The organism is Brumimicrobium glaciale (assembly GCF_004152935.1).
In the GTDB taxonomy this organism is placed as follows: domain Bacteria; phylum Bacteroidota; class Bacteroidia; order Flavobacteriales_D; family Crocinitomicaceae; genus Brumimicrobium; species Brumimicrobium glaciale.
The window spans coordinates 617,871-637,905 of the sequence record NZ_SETE01000001.1 but is presented as its reverse complement, the minus strand read 5'-3'; the positions used below and the strand labels follow the sequence as shown (position 1 = coordinate 637,905).

Sequence of the window (20,035 nt, the reverse complement as noted above, 5' to 3'; positions counted from 1 at the left end):
TTTTTTGGAAATCATTCTCAAGAAAAGATGATGTACGGGCGGTTTGTAAAACGTCCACATTAGCTTCCTTCCTCTCAAGATTGCAATCGATTAATTAAACAGATGGAAACAAATCCATAAAAAAAGCACCTTCCTAACTGAATAGAAAGATGCTTTATGATAAATTCAGGAATCGACCCTTCTGTTTTATCTTTTAATCACCCTAACCGTTTCTTCTGAATTATTAGAAACAACTTTTATTAAATAAATCCCTGGCGCAAAAGACGCCATATTAATTGAACTTTTCGATTCTTTTGGGAAGGCTTTATAAATCTCTTGTCCATAAATATTAAATACAGCAATTGCATCTAACTTACTACTTCCCTCAATATTAAGTAAGTTACTTGTTGGATTTGGATAAACTTTTATTGTTGACAATTTAGATTGGATATCTGTCGAAAGAATTTCCGAACCTGACATCACAATATTATTAATAATCACTTCATTACCATTTTCAACAGTCATATTAGCGCCATCAAAACGCATTCGTATCTTAAAGTCTGAATTATTGTTTGCTATAGTAACATTAGAAAAGTCAAAATCTAAAACCTCATAGGTTGATGTAATTATTTGTGATGGATTTATCAAGTTATTTGAAGTCCATTGAGATCCGTCCCAATAATCTATTAGCATGGATTCTGCAGCTCCGGTAGACATAACTGCAACAGAAAAACTTATGTTATCAATATCTTTAGTTGGAACATCAAAAACCAAATTGTTTTGTGAAGTTCCAGACCTAAACGGTTGCTTCACTTGAACACCTCTCATTTCAGAATTTGCATAGGACACGTTGTTATTAGCATCAGGAAAATAATTTAACGGAGTTGGTGCATTCTTACGTTCCAAAGATGCTTTTCTCCAGTTAGCACTTGCTGGTGTAAATGGATACCCAGTTAAACATGAGTTATAAGTAAGTAAAGCATTTAAACTATTACTAGCATAAGTTACACTCAAGTTTTCCATAGGTGTATCATTTGGAAGATCTTTATCCATCAACCAAAAATAAACTACTTCTCGCGGAGTCACAATAGCATCAAAATTAGCTTGAATTTGCATATCACTTGTTGCAGTAACTTCTATTGTAGAGTTTGTACCGCTAACATCTCCAGACCAGTGAGAAAATGTATATCCAGGAAGTGCAATTGCTTTTAAAGTTACAGGAATAGTATGAAAATACTGACCAATCCAAGGATAGGGGTTTTGAGTAACTCCTGGAGTTGATTCTTTAATATCAATCGTGTTAATCTTCACATATCCTGCATTTATATCTGACACATTCAGCGTAAAATCTAAAACTTCAGTAATTGTAAAGTGATCTTTAATTTGATCTTGCTGAATTTCATGTCTAGTCGTACCCCAATTTAACAATTTATTTTTTTCTGTTTGCTTAAAGAAATCATCTCTTGGGTAACGGTTAATATCTTCTGCTAAGTAAGGAGTAACTTCATCGAATACTTGGTTGACAACAGCATTAAAGTATTCTGTTGTGAAAACTGTATTTAAAACATCAGCAAATCTATTTATAAACTGAATCTTAAATCCTTCGTTGGCAACTAAATTAGCTAAAAAAACACCATTTGGAGAACCAGTTAAATCAGTATGATATGCTAACCAATTGGTATTGTCTTTTAGTGACGCTTCAAAATCTTGAACACTTAAACGCCATTTTCCATCACCAAAAGTATTATTTTCAGGATTACGAGACTTCCAGTACTTTCTTTCATAACTATTATTTGCAGCATATATTTCCATCACTATATGGTCAATAAAAGAGCCCATGTCTAATTGACTAGCCGCTTGATCATATAGTGATTGGTTTGACATATCATTATTGGTAATGAAATCACGCATCGCAATATAATCAGCGTAATCTGCACTTACACCTTCGTCCAAAGTGCAGTTACTTCCTTTACAATCGATAATGACAATATTTTCATCGTTAAGACCAAAATTTAAAGCAAAATGCTTATCGTCAATACGGTCTCTTATTGCAGTAAGTCCCCAAAACTCACCATTTATAAAATGAACAACTGGTTTAATTCTCGCAACACCATTATAAATTGGTTGCATCGCAGTACTGAACGCTACATCATAAGCAATTGGTCCTCCACTTCCGTTTCCACGCAACATCATTCTTTTAAAATCAGTATTTGGAGCTAATGTGCCAGGAATTCTATTTTCGAATAAGTCATGTTGAAACATATTATTATTGTCATATTCACTTCGCGCATAAATTCGAAGATTTTTAATAGCTCCAGCTCTAGAGTTATTTCCGTGAATTCTCAAGCCTCCATTGTTATTCATTACAGAATTTAATGTGGTAGGAGTCGAGGCAAACAATTCAATATTTACAGGGTATTCCCAAAGCTCACCGTCTCGCCAATAGTTATTCCATTCTGGTCTGTAATATTGATTATTTGTTGGATTATTTGCTCTCCAAGTGTCAAAATCAACACCCGCAGTATAAATTCCGTCGTCATAATCAAACAAGTGGTTTTCTTGCATTTGTAAAGAGATAACTGGCAGACCATAAGGATTTCCCTGGCTCCAAACGAAGAATGTTTTTGAAACTGTAGTGGATCCAATTCCATTTACAAAAGCTTTTGCTTTTATCACAAATCCTTTTCTTACTGGGTTTATTGGAACATATTGTACATGTTGACGAGGATTTTTTGAAGCCAACTGATCTGGTTCAGAAGATTTATCATAAATATTGATCTGTGAAGAATATGTATTTGAAGTATAACTATCAGTTAAAAGTGGTCCGTGAGAACCTCCAACTTGTGTTGGATAATCATTTTTATAATTAAAAGCCGTTCCTGTTAAGTTTCCTAAATCAGGTTCGGAACCATCTAAAGTGTAAATGATTTGGACATTTGGGTTAAGGTGTGTCAGAGATAAATTAAAATTTGAAGCATACAATCCAGATTCATGAGAAAAAGTTGGAGGCAGTAACAATTCAGAAAGTCCAGTTCCTATGTTCGATGTCTCTGGCGTACTTGTATAGAAAAACTTCCAAGCCCCTGTTCCATTGGGCTGTCTACCGTAAGAAACATCAGGCTGTAATTCAACCGCAGCAACTTGATCTACCATACCGCCAGAAGAATTGGTCAATATAATTGCTTCACCCGATGAACTCAATTTGAAATTGGTGTGAAGAGGCTGCCCTATAACTACTCTGTCTTTACTAGAAGCCCAAACTAACATAAAATCACCTGGCAGGATAGTTACAGCTGGAAAAACCCATTTATAAAGTGAAGTAAGATCGTCTGTAATACCAAAGCCTCCCATATTCACAGGAGAACTTCCATAATTATAGATTTCTATCCAGTCAGAATATTCACTGTCCTCATCATCAATAACAGTATTATTAGAGGTCATGACTTCGTTAATAGCTAGGTCTTGTGAGAATGCGAATGGACTTAAAAGCAAAAAAAATGACGTAACGATTTGATAATACCAAAAGTTGGTTTTGTTTTTCATTGTCGGATAGGTTAGAACGTTAAAAACAAATGAGTGATTCTAGTATGTTAATGATTTTAACATGGCTTTTTAATCACAACTTCCTTAAGTTAAGAAAGATAATTGTTCTGTAATTACCGCGAATGTAGGTAAATAAAATCAAATGCAAAACTATCGGATATTAAATTATTGACAAAAAAATGACTTAAGTCATGAATTCATAGTAGCAAGGAGTTTCCTGTATTGTTGATTGGGAAAAGGAATGATTTGCAGGTGTTAAAAAATATAGGGCGGATAATAACCCGCCCTATATTGTCAATACTAATATTTATCTTTTAATGGTAAAAACGAAGGCTGAACAAACGTGAACCAACATTTTTTATCTCTTTATTACTCTAACTGTTTCCTCTGAATTATTTGAAACTATTTTTATCAAATAAACTCCTGGAGCAAATGACTCTATGTTAATAGTACTCTTCAACTTATTTGGATAAGACTTAAGAATCTCTTGTCCGTAAATATTATATACAGCAATTGCATCTACTTTACTAGAAGCCTCAATATTGATCAAGTTAGTTGTTGGATTTGGATATACTTTAATGGTTGCCAACTCAGATAAGTTATCAGTAGAAAGCTTTACAGATCCGGCCAACACAATATTATTCATAATTACTTCGTCACCACTCTCTACAGTCATATTAGCACCGTCAAATCGCATTCGAATCTTAAAATCAGGATTATCGTTTGCAATGGTCACATTAGAAAAGTCAAAATCTAACACTTCATAAGTCGAGGTAATCATTTTTGAAGGATCCACTAAATCAGTTGAAATCCATTGAGAACCGTCCCAGTAATCAATTAGCATAGTTTCTGCAGCTCCATTAGACATAACTGCAACTGAAAAGGATATATTTTCATAATCAGTAGTTGGAACATCAAAAACCAAATTGTTTTCTAAATTTCCAGACTTAAATGGTTGCTTAACTTGCGCTCCTCTCATATTAGAATTTGCATAAGACACATTATTGTTAGCTTCAGGATAATAATTTAATGGAGTGGGTGCATTCTTGCGTTCAAAAGATGCTTTTCTCCAATTTGGGTCGCTTAAAGTAAACGGATATCCAACTAAACAAGAGTTATATGTAAGTGAAGCAGGAAGACTGTTACTCGCAAAAGTTACGCTAAAATCCTCAAGTGGTGTATCATTTGGAATATCCGAATCTATCAACCAAAAATAAACCACTTCACGCGGATTTAAAATAGCATCAAAGTTCGCTTGGATTTGCATATCAGCTGTTGCTGTTACTTCAATTGTAGAATTTGTGCCACTAACATCTCCTGACCAATGAGAAAATGTATAACCTGGAAGCGCAATTGCTTTTAAAGTTACAGGAATAGTATGAAAATACTGACCTGTCCATGGATAAGGGTTCTGAGGAACTCCAGGAGTAGATTCCTTAATATCAATTGTACTGATGTTGATATATCCTGCATTCTCATCTGAGACATTCAACGTGAAATCTAAAACTTCAGTGAAAGCAAAATAAGCTTTAATTTGATCTTGTTGAATTGCTTGTCTTGTTGTTCCCCAATCTAACAATTCAAGTTTCTCCGACTGTTCATAGAAGTCACTTTTAGGATAACGGTTTGCATCTTCAGGTAAATAAGGTGTAATCTCGTTAAAGATTTGATTAACCACGCCATTAAAATAATCCTCTGTAAAGACAGTATTTAAAACATCGGCAAATCTATTTACGAATTGAATTTTGAAGCCTTCATTATCCAATAAATGACCTAGAAATGCTCCATTTGGAGAACTTGTTATATCCGCTAAATTCTCCAACCAATTGATATTATCTTTTAATGAAGCTTCGAAATCTTGAACACTTAACCTCCATTTCCCATCTCCAAAAGTAGTATTTTCAGGATTACGTACTTTCCAGAATTTACGCTCATAACTATCGTTTGCAGCATAAACTTCCATCACAATATGATCAATAAAAGAAACCATATCTAACATACCAGCCGCTTGGTCATACAAAGCTTGATCCGACATGTCATTATTAATTATATAGTCACGCATCGCAATGAAGGTAGAGTAATCACCACTAATACCTTCGTCTAAATCACAATTACTTCCTTTACAATCTATAATTACTATATTATCATCATTAAGACCATAATTTAAAGCAAAATATTTATCATCAAATCGATCTCTTAATGCTGTAAGTCCCCAATACTCTCCATTTATAAAATGAATAATCGGTTTTATTCTTGTTACTCCATCATAAATAGGTTGCATTACATTATTGAAAACAACATCATAAGCAACTGGTCCACCAGTTCCATTTCCCCTCAACATCATTCTTTTAAAACTGTTGTTAGGAAGAGGTGTTCCAGGTATTGAATTATCAAATAAGTCATGCTCAAAAAGGTTATTACTATCGTATTCACTTCTAGCGTATAGACGAAGACTTTTTATACCCAATGATCTTGAGTTATTTCCATGAATTCTAAAACCACCATTCAAATTTAAAACGGAATTCATTAGACTTGGAGTAGACTCAAATAATTCTATACTAACCGGATATTCCCACTGACTTCCGCTTCTCCAGTAGTTATTCCATTCAGGTCTGTAATGTTGATTATTGGTTGGATTATTTGCTCTCCAAGTATCAAAATCAACACCAGATGTATAAATTCCATCGTCATAATCAAATAAATAATCCTCCTGTATCTGCAAAGATATTACTGGAATATCAAAAGGATTCCCTTGACTCCAAACAAAGAATGTTTTGGAAACTGTCGTTGAACCGATTCCGTTAACAAATGCTTTTGCTTTGATAACAGTTGCTTTTCTAACTGGATTTGTAGGAACGTAATGATTTGATTGACGCGTATTTTTTGCAGCTAACTGGTCTGGATAAGCAGATCGGTCGTAAACATTTATGGGCGACACATAAGAGTTGGAAGTATAACTTTCTGATAAAAGAGGACCTGGCGAACTTCCTATTTGCGTTGGATAATCGTTTTTAAAATTAAAAACTGTTCCTGATAAATTACTTGGTGTAGGCTCAGAACCATCCAAAGTATAGACAATATCTGCAGCGGCATTATTGTGCGATAATGTGAGGTTGAAACCTGTTGTATACAATCCTGATTCATGAGAAAAAGTGGGTGGCAATAACAATTCAGAAAGTCCAGTCCCTGTATTAGAAGCTTCTGGAGTACTTGAGTAGAAAAACAACCAAGCACCTGTACCATTTGGTTGTCTACCATAAGAAACATCAGCTTGTAATTCCACAGCAGCAGCTTGATCTACCATCGCTCCAGAAACATTGGTCAATATAATAGGTTCACCGGTTGAGCTCAATTTGAAATTGGTGTGAAGTTGCTGACCTTGAACTGCTCTGTCTTTACTAGAGGCCCAAACTAAGATATATTCTCCCGGTTGAATTGTTTCTGCTGGAAAAACCCATTTATACAATGAAGTTGGATCATCTGTTATACCGAAACCGCCTAAGTTCACAGAAGCGCTTCCGTAATTATATAACTCTATCCAATCTGAATAGTCACCATCTTCATCATCGATAACAGTATTATTAGAGGTCATCACTTCATTAATCGCTATGTCCTGGGCAAAAGCCTTTTGGCTTAAAATCAAAGGAAATGTGAGGAAAATCAGGTAAAAGAGTGAGTCTGTAATTTTATTCATGGAGGTTAGATTATACTATTATTAAATTTTTAAGAAAATGATTCAAGGTTATTTATAAGTAAAACAACAAATATATGGATCGATTAAAACTAAGAGAGCAATCATAATGCCCTAGCTACTACAAATATAAGATAAATAATTTTTAGTATTAATGAATAAAGCGATAAACTTAGAGTAAGGAAATAAAAACATTCAAAAAACTAATGATTTAAATAATAATCAACGAGCTACTTGCAAAGGTTCAAAAGGATGTATCCACTTAAACGAACAAAAATAATCGCTTCCAAAAAACCGGATAAATTTGAATTTTAGGATATAAAAAAGCCCCGACAAATTTGTCGAGGCCTTAAACATTTTAGAGTATATGATTTTTTATTCTTCAGTTGCATCAGCAGCTTCTTCGCTACCTTCTGCTCCTGCTTCTCCTTCTTCTTCGTCTGTATCAACAGCACCACGAGACATTTTCACTGAAACTACAACAGCACTTTCATTTTCCAATGTTTTAACACCTGGCATATCGATATCTCTAACACGAATTGACTGACCAATACGTAATGGAGTGATATCAATTTCTACTTCATTTGGAAGATCTTTAGGAAGACCTTCTACTTTCAATGTACGGAAGATTGTCATTAAACGACCACCATTCAATACACCTTTAGAACGACCTGTAACACGGATTGGAATACCCACTTTTACAAGTTTATCATCTGCTAATTCAAGAAAATCAACGTGCGTTGGCTTATCTGTAAGCGGGTGCATTTGTTTTGCTTGAATAATCGCCATTTTCTTTGTCCCATCGATATCCAATTCTACTTGGTATACGTTTGGTGAAAAGATTAATTTCTCTAAATCTACTGAACGAACTGAAAAGCATGTTTGCTCTCCTGATCCGTAAAGTACACAAGGAACTCCACCATTTTTACGAACAGCTTTTGTTTCCTTTTTTCCTACGCTCGCTCTAAGCGAACCGCTCAATTGTACTACTTTCATTGTTTTGTTTTAATTATGATATGATAAAATGTTTACTAATTGATTCGTTGTGCACCATTTTTTGGATAATATCTCCAAATAAGGCAGCAACAGAAACGACACGAATTTTATCGCTTTGTCTCTTCAACGGAATTGTATCTGTAACGATCAATTCTGTAATTTTTGAAGCTTCTATACGGTCGTAAGCTGGGCCTGACAGTACAGCATGCGTACAAAATGCACGAACACTTTTTGCTCCTCTTTCCATCAAAAGATCTGCAGCTCTTGTTAAAGTTCCAGCTGTATCAATCATGTCATCCACAAGCACAACGTCCTTTCCTTCAACATCACCTATTACAGTCATTTCAGAAATAACATTTGCTTTTGCTCTTTGCTTATGACAAATTGATAAACCTAAGTTCAACTTCTTCGCATATGAATTTGCACGTTTTGCTCCTCCAACATCTGGAGCCGCCATAACAACATTTCCACTCTTTGACATTTCTTGAATTTCTGGAAAGAAAACTGTTGAAGCATATAAATGGTCAACAGGAACTTCGAAAAAACCTTGGATTTGATCTGCATGTAAATCCATTGTCATTAATCGATCTACACCAGCTGCCATCAACATATTGGCAACTAATTTAGCTCCAATTGCTACACGTGGCTTATCCTTTCTATCTTGACGTGCTAAACCAAAATAAGGAATTACTGCAATAATTTTACGCGCCGAAGCACGTTTTGCAGCATCAACCATTAACAACAATTCCATTAGATTATCAGATGGAGGAGTCGTTGATTGAATGATAAAAACATCTTTTCCACGAACTGTTTCTTCAAAAGAAGGTTGAAATTCTCCATCACTGAATTCAGCAACCGTAACTTCCCCTAAAGGAATTCCGTACTCTTTCGCAATTTCTTCACCCAATTTTTGAGTGGCTCTTCCGGCAAATATTTTTACTTCTTTTGACATCACTTGATAGTTTTCAAGGGGACAAAGTTACATAAATAAATTGTCTATGCATCATTCATTAAAATAGAATTACGCTTTTATTGAATTCCTTAATTTATACTGAAAAAGGTGACTTTATTCATCAAATTGTGACTGACTTTTGTAGAATCTTAAATTTATACTGCTAATCAATGCTTAAAGATTTGGAAAAAGAACTCTTTCGGTTAAATTTGAGCTATATTAAAAGATAGAATTTAGTGTTATGGCAAAAATATTGATTAAGAATATCAAAGGATTATTTCAAGCAGGAGAAAACATACCGAAATATAAAAAAGGAGAGCAGATGGATAATGGAGACATTATTGAAAACGCTTTTTTAGCAATTGAGGACGATCAAATTATTGCTTATGGAAAGATGGAAGACTGGGGAGGAATCAACGATTGGAGAGATCTTGAAGTAGTTGATGCTGAAGGGAAATTTGTGCTACCTACATTTTGTGATTCACATACACATGCTGTTTTTGCAGCAACACGAGAAGAAGAATTTGAAGACCGTATAAAAGGATTGTCTTATGAAGAAATCGCTTTAAAAGGTGGTGGAATACTAAATTCTGCTGGCCGACTTCAAGAAATGGATGAAGATACTTTGTTTAAAGAGGCATTGGAAAGAATTCATGGTTTGGCTGAATACGGTACTGGAGCTATCGAAATAAAATCTGGATATGGATTATCTGTTGAAGGAGAATTAAAGATGTTGCGTGTTATTAAAAGATTAAAAGCTGCTTCGCCAATGGCAATAAAAGCTACTTTCTTAGGAGCGCATGCTTTTCCAAATGAATATAAAGAAAATCACAATGGCTACATGGATTTGATGATCAATGAAATGTTACCAAAAATCGCAGAAGAAGGCTTAGCAGATTATATTGATTGTTTCTGTGAAAGAAATTATTTCACGGTTGAACAAATGACGCGTTTGCTAAAAGAAGGAGCGAAATACAATCTGATTCCTAAAGTTCACGTAAATCAATTCTCTATTATGGGAGGGATAAAAGCTGCTGTGGATCACGGAGCTCTTTCTGTTGACCATTTAGAAGAATTAAATGAAGCAGACATCAAATCTTTGAAAGGGAGTCACACCATGCCAACATTCTTACCTGGCTGTTCTTTCTTTTTGTCAATTCCTTATGGAAAAGCAAGGCAAGTTTTATGCGCAGACTTACCATTAGCATTGGCTTCTGACTTTAATCCTGGGTCATCGCCAAGTGGAAATATGCAACTGTTAACATCAATTGCATGTGCAAAAATGAACATGACGCCGATTGAAACGTTAAATGCTACAACATTAAACACGGCTTATGCGATGGGGATTTCTGAAACGCATGGCTCGATTACTGTTGGAAAGAAAGCAAATATTATGATTACACATCAAATTTCATCATTGGCAAGAATTCCTTATTCTTTTGGAGAAAACAATATAGAAACTGTTATTTTAAATGGAAAAGTGTTTCATAGTAATTTAAAAGAACACGAAAACTAAAAGACACCTCATAAATTTATGCGCCATTGCTTATCCTTATTTATCGCAATATTATCTTTTCATTCTGTTGGACAGAATAAAGTGATTGACCGATCAAATTACCAATTACTTTGGGAAATTTCTCGTGCAGATATGCAAGGGAAAGCCTTTTTATTTGGCACCTATCACAGCAATGACAATGATGTTTTTGAATTTCCAGATGCTTTATATTCCGCTTTACATGAAGCTGAAGCTGTGGTTTTAGAAACTGACATTACTGAATTTATGTTGGATGAATCGACCATTTCTCCTGATGTTGGTTACAGTAAATCTTACCTCTTGGAATGGATCGTTCCTGCCAGAGGAGCTGATAAAGTAACTTATACAGCTTACGGTTCTGATGAAGGAAGGCCGCAGTTTATTGATATGTATTTCAAGCAAGTTGCGGATAACTGCAGCAAAGCTTTCCATCCTTTGGAAACAATTGAAGATCAGCTAAAAATAGGACTGAACAATCTTCTTGATCCCAACGCTCCAAAAAATATCCGACTAATTTCTAGAAGTGAACTTAAACAGAAGTATTTGGAGGGAAACGCTAGAGATTTACATAAGTACACCCGAAATTCAACTTTAGAGTTTATCGATTTATACAAGGATTTAATTGTTGATCGAAATATAAAAATGACAAATGGGATTGATACATTAATACACCAATACAAATCTTCATTCATTGCTGTTGGCGCATCGCATTTATTAGGATCGCGTGGAATTGTTCCTCTATTAAGACAAAAAGGATATACTGTTAAAGTCGTTAAATCTGAATTCACTAAGAAGAAATCACAAGCAGAAATTGATTTACAGCAGTGTAATCAATACAATTATCTGGATCAACGTTATGGAGCTTCTTTAAAATTTGGAGGAAAGCCAGCTGTCAAAGAATTAGGAAATGCTGATCGATTGATCCAATATCAAGAATTGGGACAAGGAAATATTTATTCACTTTCTATTTATAATTATGGCGTAGAAGTCAATTTAACTAAAAATGTTAGAAACTATTTCTTAGATCCTGAACTTTCTATTAGTCGCTTTGACTCACTTATTCTAGAAGATAATTCGAAGGCATATCAAGGGTTGGTAACTTTAAATGATGGAACGAAAGAATGGGTGCGTGTTTTCAAAAAGAAGAATGTTTTGTACACACTTTCTGCTAAAGGAGGTTATCGATTTATGAATTCCAATCGTCACTTGAATTTCTTTAATGGCTTTAAGTTTTCAGGTGACCCAACGGATGAAAGCTTTTCCGAAAAAGTAATCAGCGAATCTCAAACAATGCAATTGAAATTTCCGAAGAATTATTTCTCAGAAACAAGGACTTTAGATTTTGATAATGTTTGGGATACGAAATGGATTAATCCTTTGAATGGAGAGATTTTGTATGCTTACGAAAGTATTATGACGGATAACACAATCAGTCATACCCATGAGGAATTTGGAGATTACATTCTTACCCGTTACCACTCAGACAGTGTTAAAATAGAAAATGAGCGTCACGTAAAAGGTGAATACCTCTTGAAATCTTACACTGCTCAAGTCAATGGTTACACCGTTTATGGAAAAATTAGACAAACGGGAAATGTCATTCAGTTTATAGAATATATAGGAAACGACAAAATCCGAAAAGATGAGTTTTTAAATAGTTTTGATACGCTTTATTCTTTTCCAGAAATAAATGAAGAAGTAGAAGTAAAAAATGAAGATTTTGAAACATTGATGACCAAAGATGGGTTTAAAATGGAAGTTTTAGATTTAGACGGCAAGCAATTTAGAGAAACTAAAAACTATACTTTTACAGATGCTAAGACAAGCATTGCTTATCACGTTTTGGTGAAAAAATTTCATTCTTGGGCATTTTCTCAAAAGAAAGTAAAAGACTTATTAACTGATCAAATCGTTTGGCCAAGTGAAGATTTGAATTATGAAATTGACACCTCTTTTTATCTAGACGCTCAAAACCCTTTCATGGAATTCAGTATTTATTATCCAGATTCAGAGAATAAATTTAAAGGAAAAGCTACGCTAGTTGGGAAAAACATTGTGATAGCGAACTTGACATATCCTCAAAAAGCTGAAGAACAATACAAAAATTTATCCTTTCTGGACAGTTTAAAATTCATGGTGAATGACGCTATTTCAATGCATGAAATCAATGTTCCTAAATTGAAAAATGAAATCATGATCAATGGCGGAATGGCAGTTGAGGAATTGATCATAGAAGGACATGTTGGAGACAGTATGTTAACACAAATGTTAGAGTGGCCTGCTCAGTTTTGGAATAGTTTTGATGAAGATGGAATACTCCTTTCTTCAGTTGTATATGCAAAAGATTGGGAGAATTCAGACAAAAAATTATTAGAATATTGGAGAGAAAGAACGACAAGTAAAAATCAATTTGTGACAGTTTCAGCCTTGTACAATCTGCAAAAAATGAGAAGAGCCGCTGATTACATGACAGTTGTAAATGAAGCCAAAACGAATAAAATTAATGCAATAGATTTTTATAAAGTCTTAGCGATTACTGATCCTAAAGATAAATTCTTGGAGGAAGTTTGGCCTGTATTTGCCGAATTACTTGAAGATAGTTTATCATGGAATATCAGTTTTACAATTCCTACACTTTTAGAGAAGCCATTTTTCCAAGCTTATTTTACGAGCGAAAAATTTATAAAAGCAATAACCAAAGACACTCAACCACCTTGGGCAGCATTTCGCTATTTTGAAATAATGTATGAATACGGAATTCCGAAAGAGCAGTTTTCGAAAATGTTAACTGAATGGAATAAAAATTCAAATGATCACAAAGTTGGAAGTATAGCCGCATGGAAAACAATTATCGGAGAAAAAACATCAGGTAAAGTGAAGCGACTTGTCAAAAAGGATGCTGCAGTAGCTATTTCTTACGCTAAGGTAATGGCAGTTTCAGAAACTCCAATTTATGGCTTACTATCCTTTGAGCAAATGATTGGCTATATTGCTTTTGATCACTATAAAGATGCGTATTTCGATAAAAATAAATCATTGAAATTTATCGAGAATAGAATTATTCGAATTGATAATAAACAAATTGAATTTGCACTCTTTAAAGTAATCGAAAACGACAAAGTATATTTCATGGCAAGAGCGCTCCCAGAAAATAGAATTTTGCCTTCGTATGGAGCGTTTGGAAATAATACGTTTTTCGTTTATGGAAGCGAAGAGTATCAGCCTAAGAAAATTGAGGAGGAGTTGGTGAAGAAGATTTTGGAGTGATGGATGGGTACTTAGGCGTCATATTTGCGCTGTAATGGCACGCGGATGACGCAAATGCATGCAACGCGGATTTTCAAGGATTTTTTGTGGTTGTGTTTTTTCATAATGTAGAGCCACACGGCCGTGTGGCTCTACATTATGAAAAAACACAACAATTGAAACGTATCAAAACGCCACGAAAAACGCTGTAACAAATCAAAAAAACCATCGAATTCATTCAAACCATAATTCACGCCCCACGAATTTTTCATTCTTCATTTTTCACTTTTCATTAAATAAAATGCCAAAACCCATTTTTGAAATGAAGACGTCAAAGACAAGGCTTGTGAAGGTTCTAATTCAGAAGTTTATTTTTATAAATGACTGTAATTATAAACAAGCATAACGCAGTATTTGACGTTTTCAATCAAAAATTATTTATAAAAGTTCATCTCTTCAATGTATTTCTGAACCGGCTCTGTCAACAAGTAACGCACATCTTTTTTGTCTTTGATCGCTTGGCGAATAAAGCTTGAGCTCACTTTCATTACTGGTGCATCATCGCACATAATGATATTTTTGTGATTCTGTAATTCGTTTGCCGGTAAAAATCCAATTTGTTCAACTTCTTGTTCTTCTTGAATCGTTAAAACCCTTGGATAAACGAATATTTTATGGTTTTCTAAGATATTTTCGAAGTTCTTCCACTTGTGAAGCGTTCTCAAATTATCTTCTCCCATAATTAAGTGAAACTCATTATTTGGGTGCTTGTCTTTGAGGTAAGCTAGAGTGTCTGATGTGTAGGATGGACGTGGCATTTTAAATTCAATGTCACTTTCACGTAGATTATTATTGTCTTCTATCGCAACTCTTACTATCGCCAAACGGTGATAATCTTCCAACAGCGATTTCTTCTTTTTTAGCGGATTTTGTGGCGAAACCACCAACCAAACCTCATCTAAATCAGTATAGTCCGCCATGTAATTGGAAATAATTAAATGTCCAATGTGGATAGGGTTAAACGTTCCGAAGTACAATCCTACTTTCATTCCTTAATATATTCTTTTATCATTTCTTCCACTTCTTCGATGGTCAATTCTAAATCTGTATTGACTACCACTTTATCGAAGTGTACACTTTTAGATAACTCTTCACCAGCTTTTTCCATTCTGGTTTTGATCTTATCTTCTGTCTCTGTTTGGCGCTTGCGTAATCTTTCCTCAAGCACTTCAACTGATGGAGGCTGTATGAAAAAACTCAAAGCTGAATCGCCAAAATATTTCTTCAAATTAATTCCTCCGTATACATCAACATCGAAAACCACTACTTTGTTCTCCGACCAAAGTCGATCGACCTCATGTTTTAATGTTCCGTAAAAATGATCTGCGTAAACTTCTTCCCATTCAATAAAAGAATCGTCAGCAATTTCTTCTTTAAATCCATCAACACCAAGAAAGTAATAATCCTCTTTGTGCAATTCATTAACACGAGGTTCTCTAGAACATGCCGAAATAGAAAAAGCGAGTTCGTCCATTCGTTCGAGTAAAGCGCGAACTATTGTTGTTTTCCCAGCCCCAGATGGTGCTGAAAAAATAATGCATTTTCCGGTTTGTTTTTGATCGTTTTCCATTCCTATTCTAAAGCGTATTGAGTACTTGTTCTTTTATTTTTTCAAGATAATCCTTCATGTCAACAACAATTTTCTGTAATTCAGCATGATAAGCTTTACTTCCCAAAGTATTGATTTCTCTACCAATTTCTTGTGAAATAAATCCTAGTTTTTTTCCCATCGCTCCAGATTCATTCATTGTTGTTTTGAAATAATCTAAATGATGCTGTAAACGTGTTTTCTCTTCAGAAACATCCAGCTTTTCGATATAATAAATCAATTCTTGTTCAAATCGATTTTCATCTACTCCATCCGTTAATTTCTCTAATCCCTTGCGCATGCGTTCACGAATAATATCAATTCGTACTTGCTCATAATTAGGAACTTCTTGCAACAATCTATCAATCTCATCGATCGACGAAGTGAAATCAGCAATTAAGGACTGACCTTCTTCTTCTCTAAATTGAGTGATGTTTTTCAATGCTTCTTCAATCAAAGCTTGTACTTCGTTCCATTCTTCATCAGAAACCTCAGATTCTTGAGCTTGCAAAACTTCAGGCAATCGCATAATCGAAGTCAAAAAACCTTTTGGTTCCTCTCCTACTTCATCCGCCAAAGCTTTCATTTCATTGTAATAAGCAACAGCCAAATCTTTGTTGATACTCACTTTTGCTTTTCCTTCGATACTTTCTTCGGTAATCAAACACTCCACTTTTCCGCGTTCAAGTGCATTACCAATCATCTTGCGAATCGGCAACTCGTAAGCTTTATAAGTTCCTGGAATTTTCAAATGAACATCTGTCCCTTTGCTATTGAGAGAACGCATTTCAACGGTAACTTTCTTATTGAAAAAAGTCCCGAATGCCTTCCCATAACCTGTCATTGATTGTAACATAGATTAATCTTTCAGCAAAAGTAGAAATTTGAGGGGAATTAGTGGTGGTTTGTTGGGAAATAAAGTTTTTGGGAGGGTTTGGGAGACTAATTGTTGAAATATGGTTTGGTTTATTGATTGTTTTAGGTTTTAGAAATGTTTCCTCATTAATCCATTTTATTCTAAAAAATCACTACCTTAATTATGAAATTCACCTAAAATCCAAATCTGAATTTTAAAAATTATAAAAATGATTAACCAACTAAGTAAATAGTTTTGTATATTCGCAATGAAGTTATCCTACAGAAATAACAAACTGGAGAAATCGCTCACAACCGATAAAGGTTTAGCGAAGACTTATGGAAATTTGGCGAAGAAAATAAAGCAACGTCTAATTCAACTTGAAAGTTCAGAAAACTTAGAGGTAATTTCAAAATATCCTGTATTGCGACTACATCAACATATAGGAAAAGATAAAGGAACTTGGTCAATAGATATTCAAGAAAACTGGAGAATTTTATTTGAAATAGACCATAATCCTTTGCCAACTTTAGAAGATGGTGGAATAGATTTAAAAGCGATAACAATTATCAAAATTGAATCTGTAAAAGACCCTCACTAGTTTTAAAAGGAGAAATTATGAATGATTTAGAATTAAAGAAATCCTTACTCTCTTGTCCGGGTGAAAGCATACAAGAGCATATTGATTATATTGGAATGTCGCAAGCCGAATTAGCTGAGCGATTGGGTAGATCTATTCCAAAATTAAATGAGTTAATAAAAGGAAAAGCACCCATCACAAAAGAAACAGCAACTAAATTAGAATATGTATTAGATGTTCCTGCAAGCTTTTGGTTGAATTTGGAACGCACTTATCAAGATGAATTATTGGAAATTGAAAAAATGGAACACTTAGTAGAATATGAAGAATGGGTTTCTTCTTTTCCTTTGTCCAAAATGAAGTCGTTAGGATTAATTCCAAAAACTGCAAATAAAGCCGAACTTGCAAGTAATTTACTGAAGCTTTTTAGAGTTGCTTCTCCTTTGCAATGGTCAGCTATTTACTATGATAGTTCTCTGACATTTAAACCTGGACTTAAACACACAACTGAACCACATGCAATTTCTGTTTGGTTGCGCTATGGAGAATTACAAGCAGAGAAATTAACAATAAACACTTTCGATAAAAAAAAATTACGTAGTAGTTTCTCAAAAATTCAAGATATTGCTTTCAAACACTCAGCAACTTGGTTAGAAGAATTACAAGATTTATCCGCTTCGTTTGGTTTAGCTATTGTTTATACGCCTTCCATTTCAAAGACACCAATTTATGGAGCAACAAGATGGATTAAAAACATCAGAACTCCACTTATTCAACTGACTGACTTAAAGAATGATTATAATGCTTTTTGGTTTACATTTTATCACGCTTTAGGACACGTTTTGTACCACGGTAAAAAGGACTTTTTCTTAGACGGAATTGAAAGTATTCTCCCTGATTATGAAAAAGAAGAGGAAGCAGATTCATTTGCTTATCGTATGTTAATGTCAGATAAAGAAAGAAACGAATTAGCGAAATACCCTGATTTTGATAAAGAATTGATTTTAAAATTGAGCAAAAAATTTAAGAAGAACCCTAGTATTGTCGTTGTTCAAGTTCAAAGGAAGCACAATCATTTGAATAAGGATTCACGATTGAATAGCTTAAAAAGTAAGATTAGGTTTAAAGAAGAATTGTTTTGAATAACTTCTTTTTTTAGTAAAAGACTTATATCCCAATAGTTAAAATAAATTGGGGAAAAGAATGTCACAGAAGAAGAGATTAATAAAATACAGAAGGTAATCGACAAAAGTGGAGAGAGAGAAGTAGTTTATCTAAATTTAAAAAATGCTCCAATTTGGATTCAAAAGCTTATATTTAGTAGATGAATAATTGGTTTTTTATATGTTCAAAATATCAACATAAAATATTTCAAATTAAAAATTAGATATCTAATTCAAGCATTTTACATATGAATAAAGAAATAGACAATTCACTTTTTAAAGATCTTGCACAAATTATTGAGCAAGGAAAAAGGAAAGTCGAACAGCAGGTAAATAGCATTCTCACCATGACCTATTGGTACATCGGAAAAAAAATTAGTGAACACATTTTAAAAAATGAAAGAGCAGAGTATGGCGAACAGGTTATTGCCACTTTAGCAAAACAATTAGAACAGAAGTTTGGTAGAAGTTACACCTTGAGAAACGTGAGAAGAATGATGCAATTTGCTGATTTATTTCCGGACCAAAACATTGTGTCACCGCTGGTGACACAATTGAGTTGGACACATTTTATCGTATTACTAGGCGTAAAAACTGAAGAAGCACGACAGTTTTATATTGAAAAATCAATAGAATCAAAATGGAGTAAACGCACTTTAACTCATCAAATCGAACGCAAAGCTTTTGAGCGTAACGAAATAGCCAATGTACAAGCATCTCAAGAATTAGAACCTATTCAAAACACTTTCAAAGACCCATATTTCCTTGATTTCTTAGGATTAAAAGACGGATATTTAGAAAATGATTTAGAAAGTGCAATCATTAAGGAGTTGGAAAATTTTATTTTAGAATTAGGAAAAGGCTTCTCATTTATAGAAAGACAAAAACGAATCATTCTTGATGGTAAAGATTTCTATTTAGACCTCTTATTCTATCACAGGAAATTAAAGCGACTGGTTGCCATTGAATTAAAATTGGGCGAATTTCAACCTAGCCATAAAGGACAAATAGAACTTTACTTGAAGTGGCTCGACAAATACGAAAAGCAAGAAGGTGAAAACACACCTATTGGATTAATCCTTTGTGCAGGTAAAAGCAATGAGCAAATAGAATTATTAGAAATGCAAAAAGACGGTATAATGGTAGCTGAATATTGGACTGAATTACCATCCAAAAAAGAGTTAGAGCAAAAACTACATTCGCTTATGATTGAAGCAAGAGCAAGAATCGAAAGACAAAAGAATTTGAATGAATGATAAACTAATATTCTCAGATGGTAAAACACTGTACGTTACATTAGAAAGTAAGGTGAGGAACTGGGTGAAATGGTTTCTTATATCAATTAATATTTGTCTTTATTCATTGCCCATTCTATTAATTTCAATTACTTCAAAGACCAATAACCCTTCTGTTAAAATTGGTGCTATATTATTTTCTGTTGCTATTTTCTGGATCTTGACCCGCCCAACATTATGGAATATCTTTGGTAGAGAATCTGTAATTATCACAAAGGAAAACTTAAGCTATTATCGTGATTTTGGACTTTACAAAACAACGATTCAGAATACTAAAATCAAATATGGAATATCTGTATTTATTGAGAATGAACTGGCCTATGAAGATGAACCATATATTGTAATTACTTTTTGCGAATTATCCTTAGATGATGAATACAATGAAATATTGACAACAAGTATTAAAACACCAGAAGAAAATTTTGAAGTAATTAAAGAACATCTCAACGAAATATTTGAAATATCCCAAAATAATTATGAATTCTCGCCCAATTAGTGCCATCAATGATTTTAATAATAGAGTTGAGATTACTCTAAACCAAAACCCTACCA

13 protein-coding genes are annotated in these 20,035 nt (G+C 34.0%); 6 read left to right on the top strand and 7 right to left on the bottom strand.

Going from position 1 to position 20,035, the window contains the following annotated elements:
* Nucleotides 1-186: 186 nt before the first annotated feature.
* From ERX46_RS02510 to ERX46_RS02495, 4 genes are all read right to left on the bottom strand, one after another.
* Entirely contained in the window at nucleotides 187-3,522 is a 3,336-nt protein-coding gene (locus ERX46_RS02510) for a CotH kinase family protein (protein WP_130092252.1), read from the bottom strand.
* A 358-nt stretch (nucleotides 3,523-3,880) separates the two neighbouring features.
* Nucleotides 3,881-7,216 carry a CotH kinase family protein gene (locus ERX46_RS02505; protein WP_130092251.1) on the bottom strand — a complete coding sequence of 1,112 codons (3,336 nt, stop codon included), beginning with the start codon at nucleotides 7,214-7,216 and terminating at the stop codon, nucleotides 3,881-3,883.
* A 372-nt stretch (nucleotides 7,217-7,588) separates the two neighbouring features.
* Nucleotides 7,589-8,209 carry a 50S ribosomal protein L25 gene (locus ERX46_RS02500; RefSeq protein ID WP_130092250.1) on the bottom strand — a complete coding sequence of 207 codons (621 nt, stop codon included), beginning with the start codon at nucleotides 8,207-8,209 and terminating at the stop codon, nucleotides 7,589-7,591.
* 13 nt (nucleotides 8,210-8,222) lie between these two features.
* Nucleotides 8,223-9,161, bottom strand: coding sequence for a ribose-phosphate pyrophosphokinase (locus ERX46_RS02495; protein ID WP_130092249.1), 939 nt, complete (start codon nucleotides 9,159-9,161; stop codon nucleotides 8,223-8,225).
* Nucleotides 9,162-9,402: 241 nt separating this feature from the next.
* Here ERX46_RS02495 and hutI point away from each other — a divergent pair, with 241 nt between their 5' ends.
* Together hutI and ERX46_RS02485 are read left to right on the top strand one after the other, a co-directional pair.
* On the top strand, nucleotides 9,403-10,677 hold the full coding sequence (gene hutI / locus ERX46_RS02490) for an imidazolonepropionase (protein WP_130092248.1): 1,275 nt from the start codon (nucleotides 9,403-9,405) through the stop codon (nucleotides 10,675-10,677).
* Nucleotides 10,678-10,695: 18 nt separating this feature from the next.
* Complete coding sequence (locus tag ERX46_RS02485; RefSeq protein WP_130092247.1) at nucleotides 10,696-13,962, top strand: TraB/GumN family protein; 3,267 nt, start codon at nucleotides 10,696-10,698, stop codon at nucleotides 13,960-13,962.
* 413 nt (nucleotides 13,963-14,375) lie between these two features.
* Here the strand turns inward: ERX46_RS02485 and nadD are convergent, their stop codons facing one another.
* The 3 genes from nadD to ERX46_RS02470 are packed head-to-tail and all read right to left on the bottom strand — an operon-like array spanning nucleotide 14,376 to nucleotide 16,445.
* Nucleotides 14,376-14,990, bottom strand: a complete 615-nt coding sequence (gene nadD, locus ERX46_RS02480) for a nicotinate (nicotinamide) nucleotide adenylyltransferase (protein WP_130092246.1) — start codon at nucleotides 14,988-14,990, stop codon at nucleotides 14,376-14,378.
* Complete coding sequence (gene gmk / locus ERX46_RS02475; protein WP_130092245.1) at nucleotides 14,987-15,571, bottom strand: guanylate kinase; 585 nt, start codon at nucleotides 15,569-15,571, stop codon at nucleotides 14,987-14,989. The genes nadD and gmk overlap by 4 nt, the downstream gene beginning before the upstream one ends.
* Nucleotides 15,572-15,578: 7 nt before the next feature.
* A complete protein-coding gene (locus ERX46_RS02470) occupies nucleotides 15,579-16,445 on the bottom strand; it encodes a YicC/YloC family endoribonuclease (RefSeq protein ID WP_130092244.1) in 867 nt (288 codons plus the stop codon).
* 268 nt (nucleotides 16,446-16,713) lie between these two features.
* On the opposite strand from ERX46_RS02470, the gene ERX46_RS02465 reads away from it, so the two are divergent.
* From ERX46_RS02465 to ERX46_RS02450, 4 genes are all read left to right on the top strand, one after another.
* Nucleotides 16,714-17,046, top strand: a complete 333-nt coding sequence (locus tag ERX46_RS02465; protein ID WP_130092243.1) for a type II toxin-antitoxin system RelE/ParE family toxin — start codon at nucleotides 16,714-16,716, stop codon at nucleotides 17,044-17,046.
* A gap of 17 nt (nucleotides 17,047-17,063) precedes the next feature.
* Complete coding sequence (locus ERX46_RS02460; RefSeq protein ID WP_130092242.1) at nucleotides 17,064-18,167, top strand: helix-turn-helix domain-containing protein; 1,104 nt, start codon at nucleotides 17,064-17,066, stop codon at nucleotides 18,165-18,167.
* Nucleotides 18,168-18,436: 269 nt separating this feature from the next.
* Entirely contained in the window at nucleotides 18,437-19,444 is a 1,008-nt protein-coding gene (locus tag ERX46_RS02455) for a PDDEXK nuclease domain-containing protein (protein WP_130092241.1), read from the top strand.
* Nucleotides 19,437-19,979, top strand: coding sequence for a hypothetical protein (locus tag ERX46_RS02450; protein WP_130092240.1), 543 nt, complete (start codon nucleotides 19,437-19,439; stop codon nucleotides 19,977-19,979). Before ERX46_RS02455 ends, ERX46_RS02450 begins: the two co-directional genes overlap by 8 nt.
* The last annotated feature ends 56 nt before the right edge of the window (nucleotides 19,980-20,035 follow it).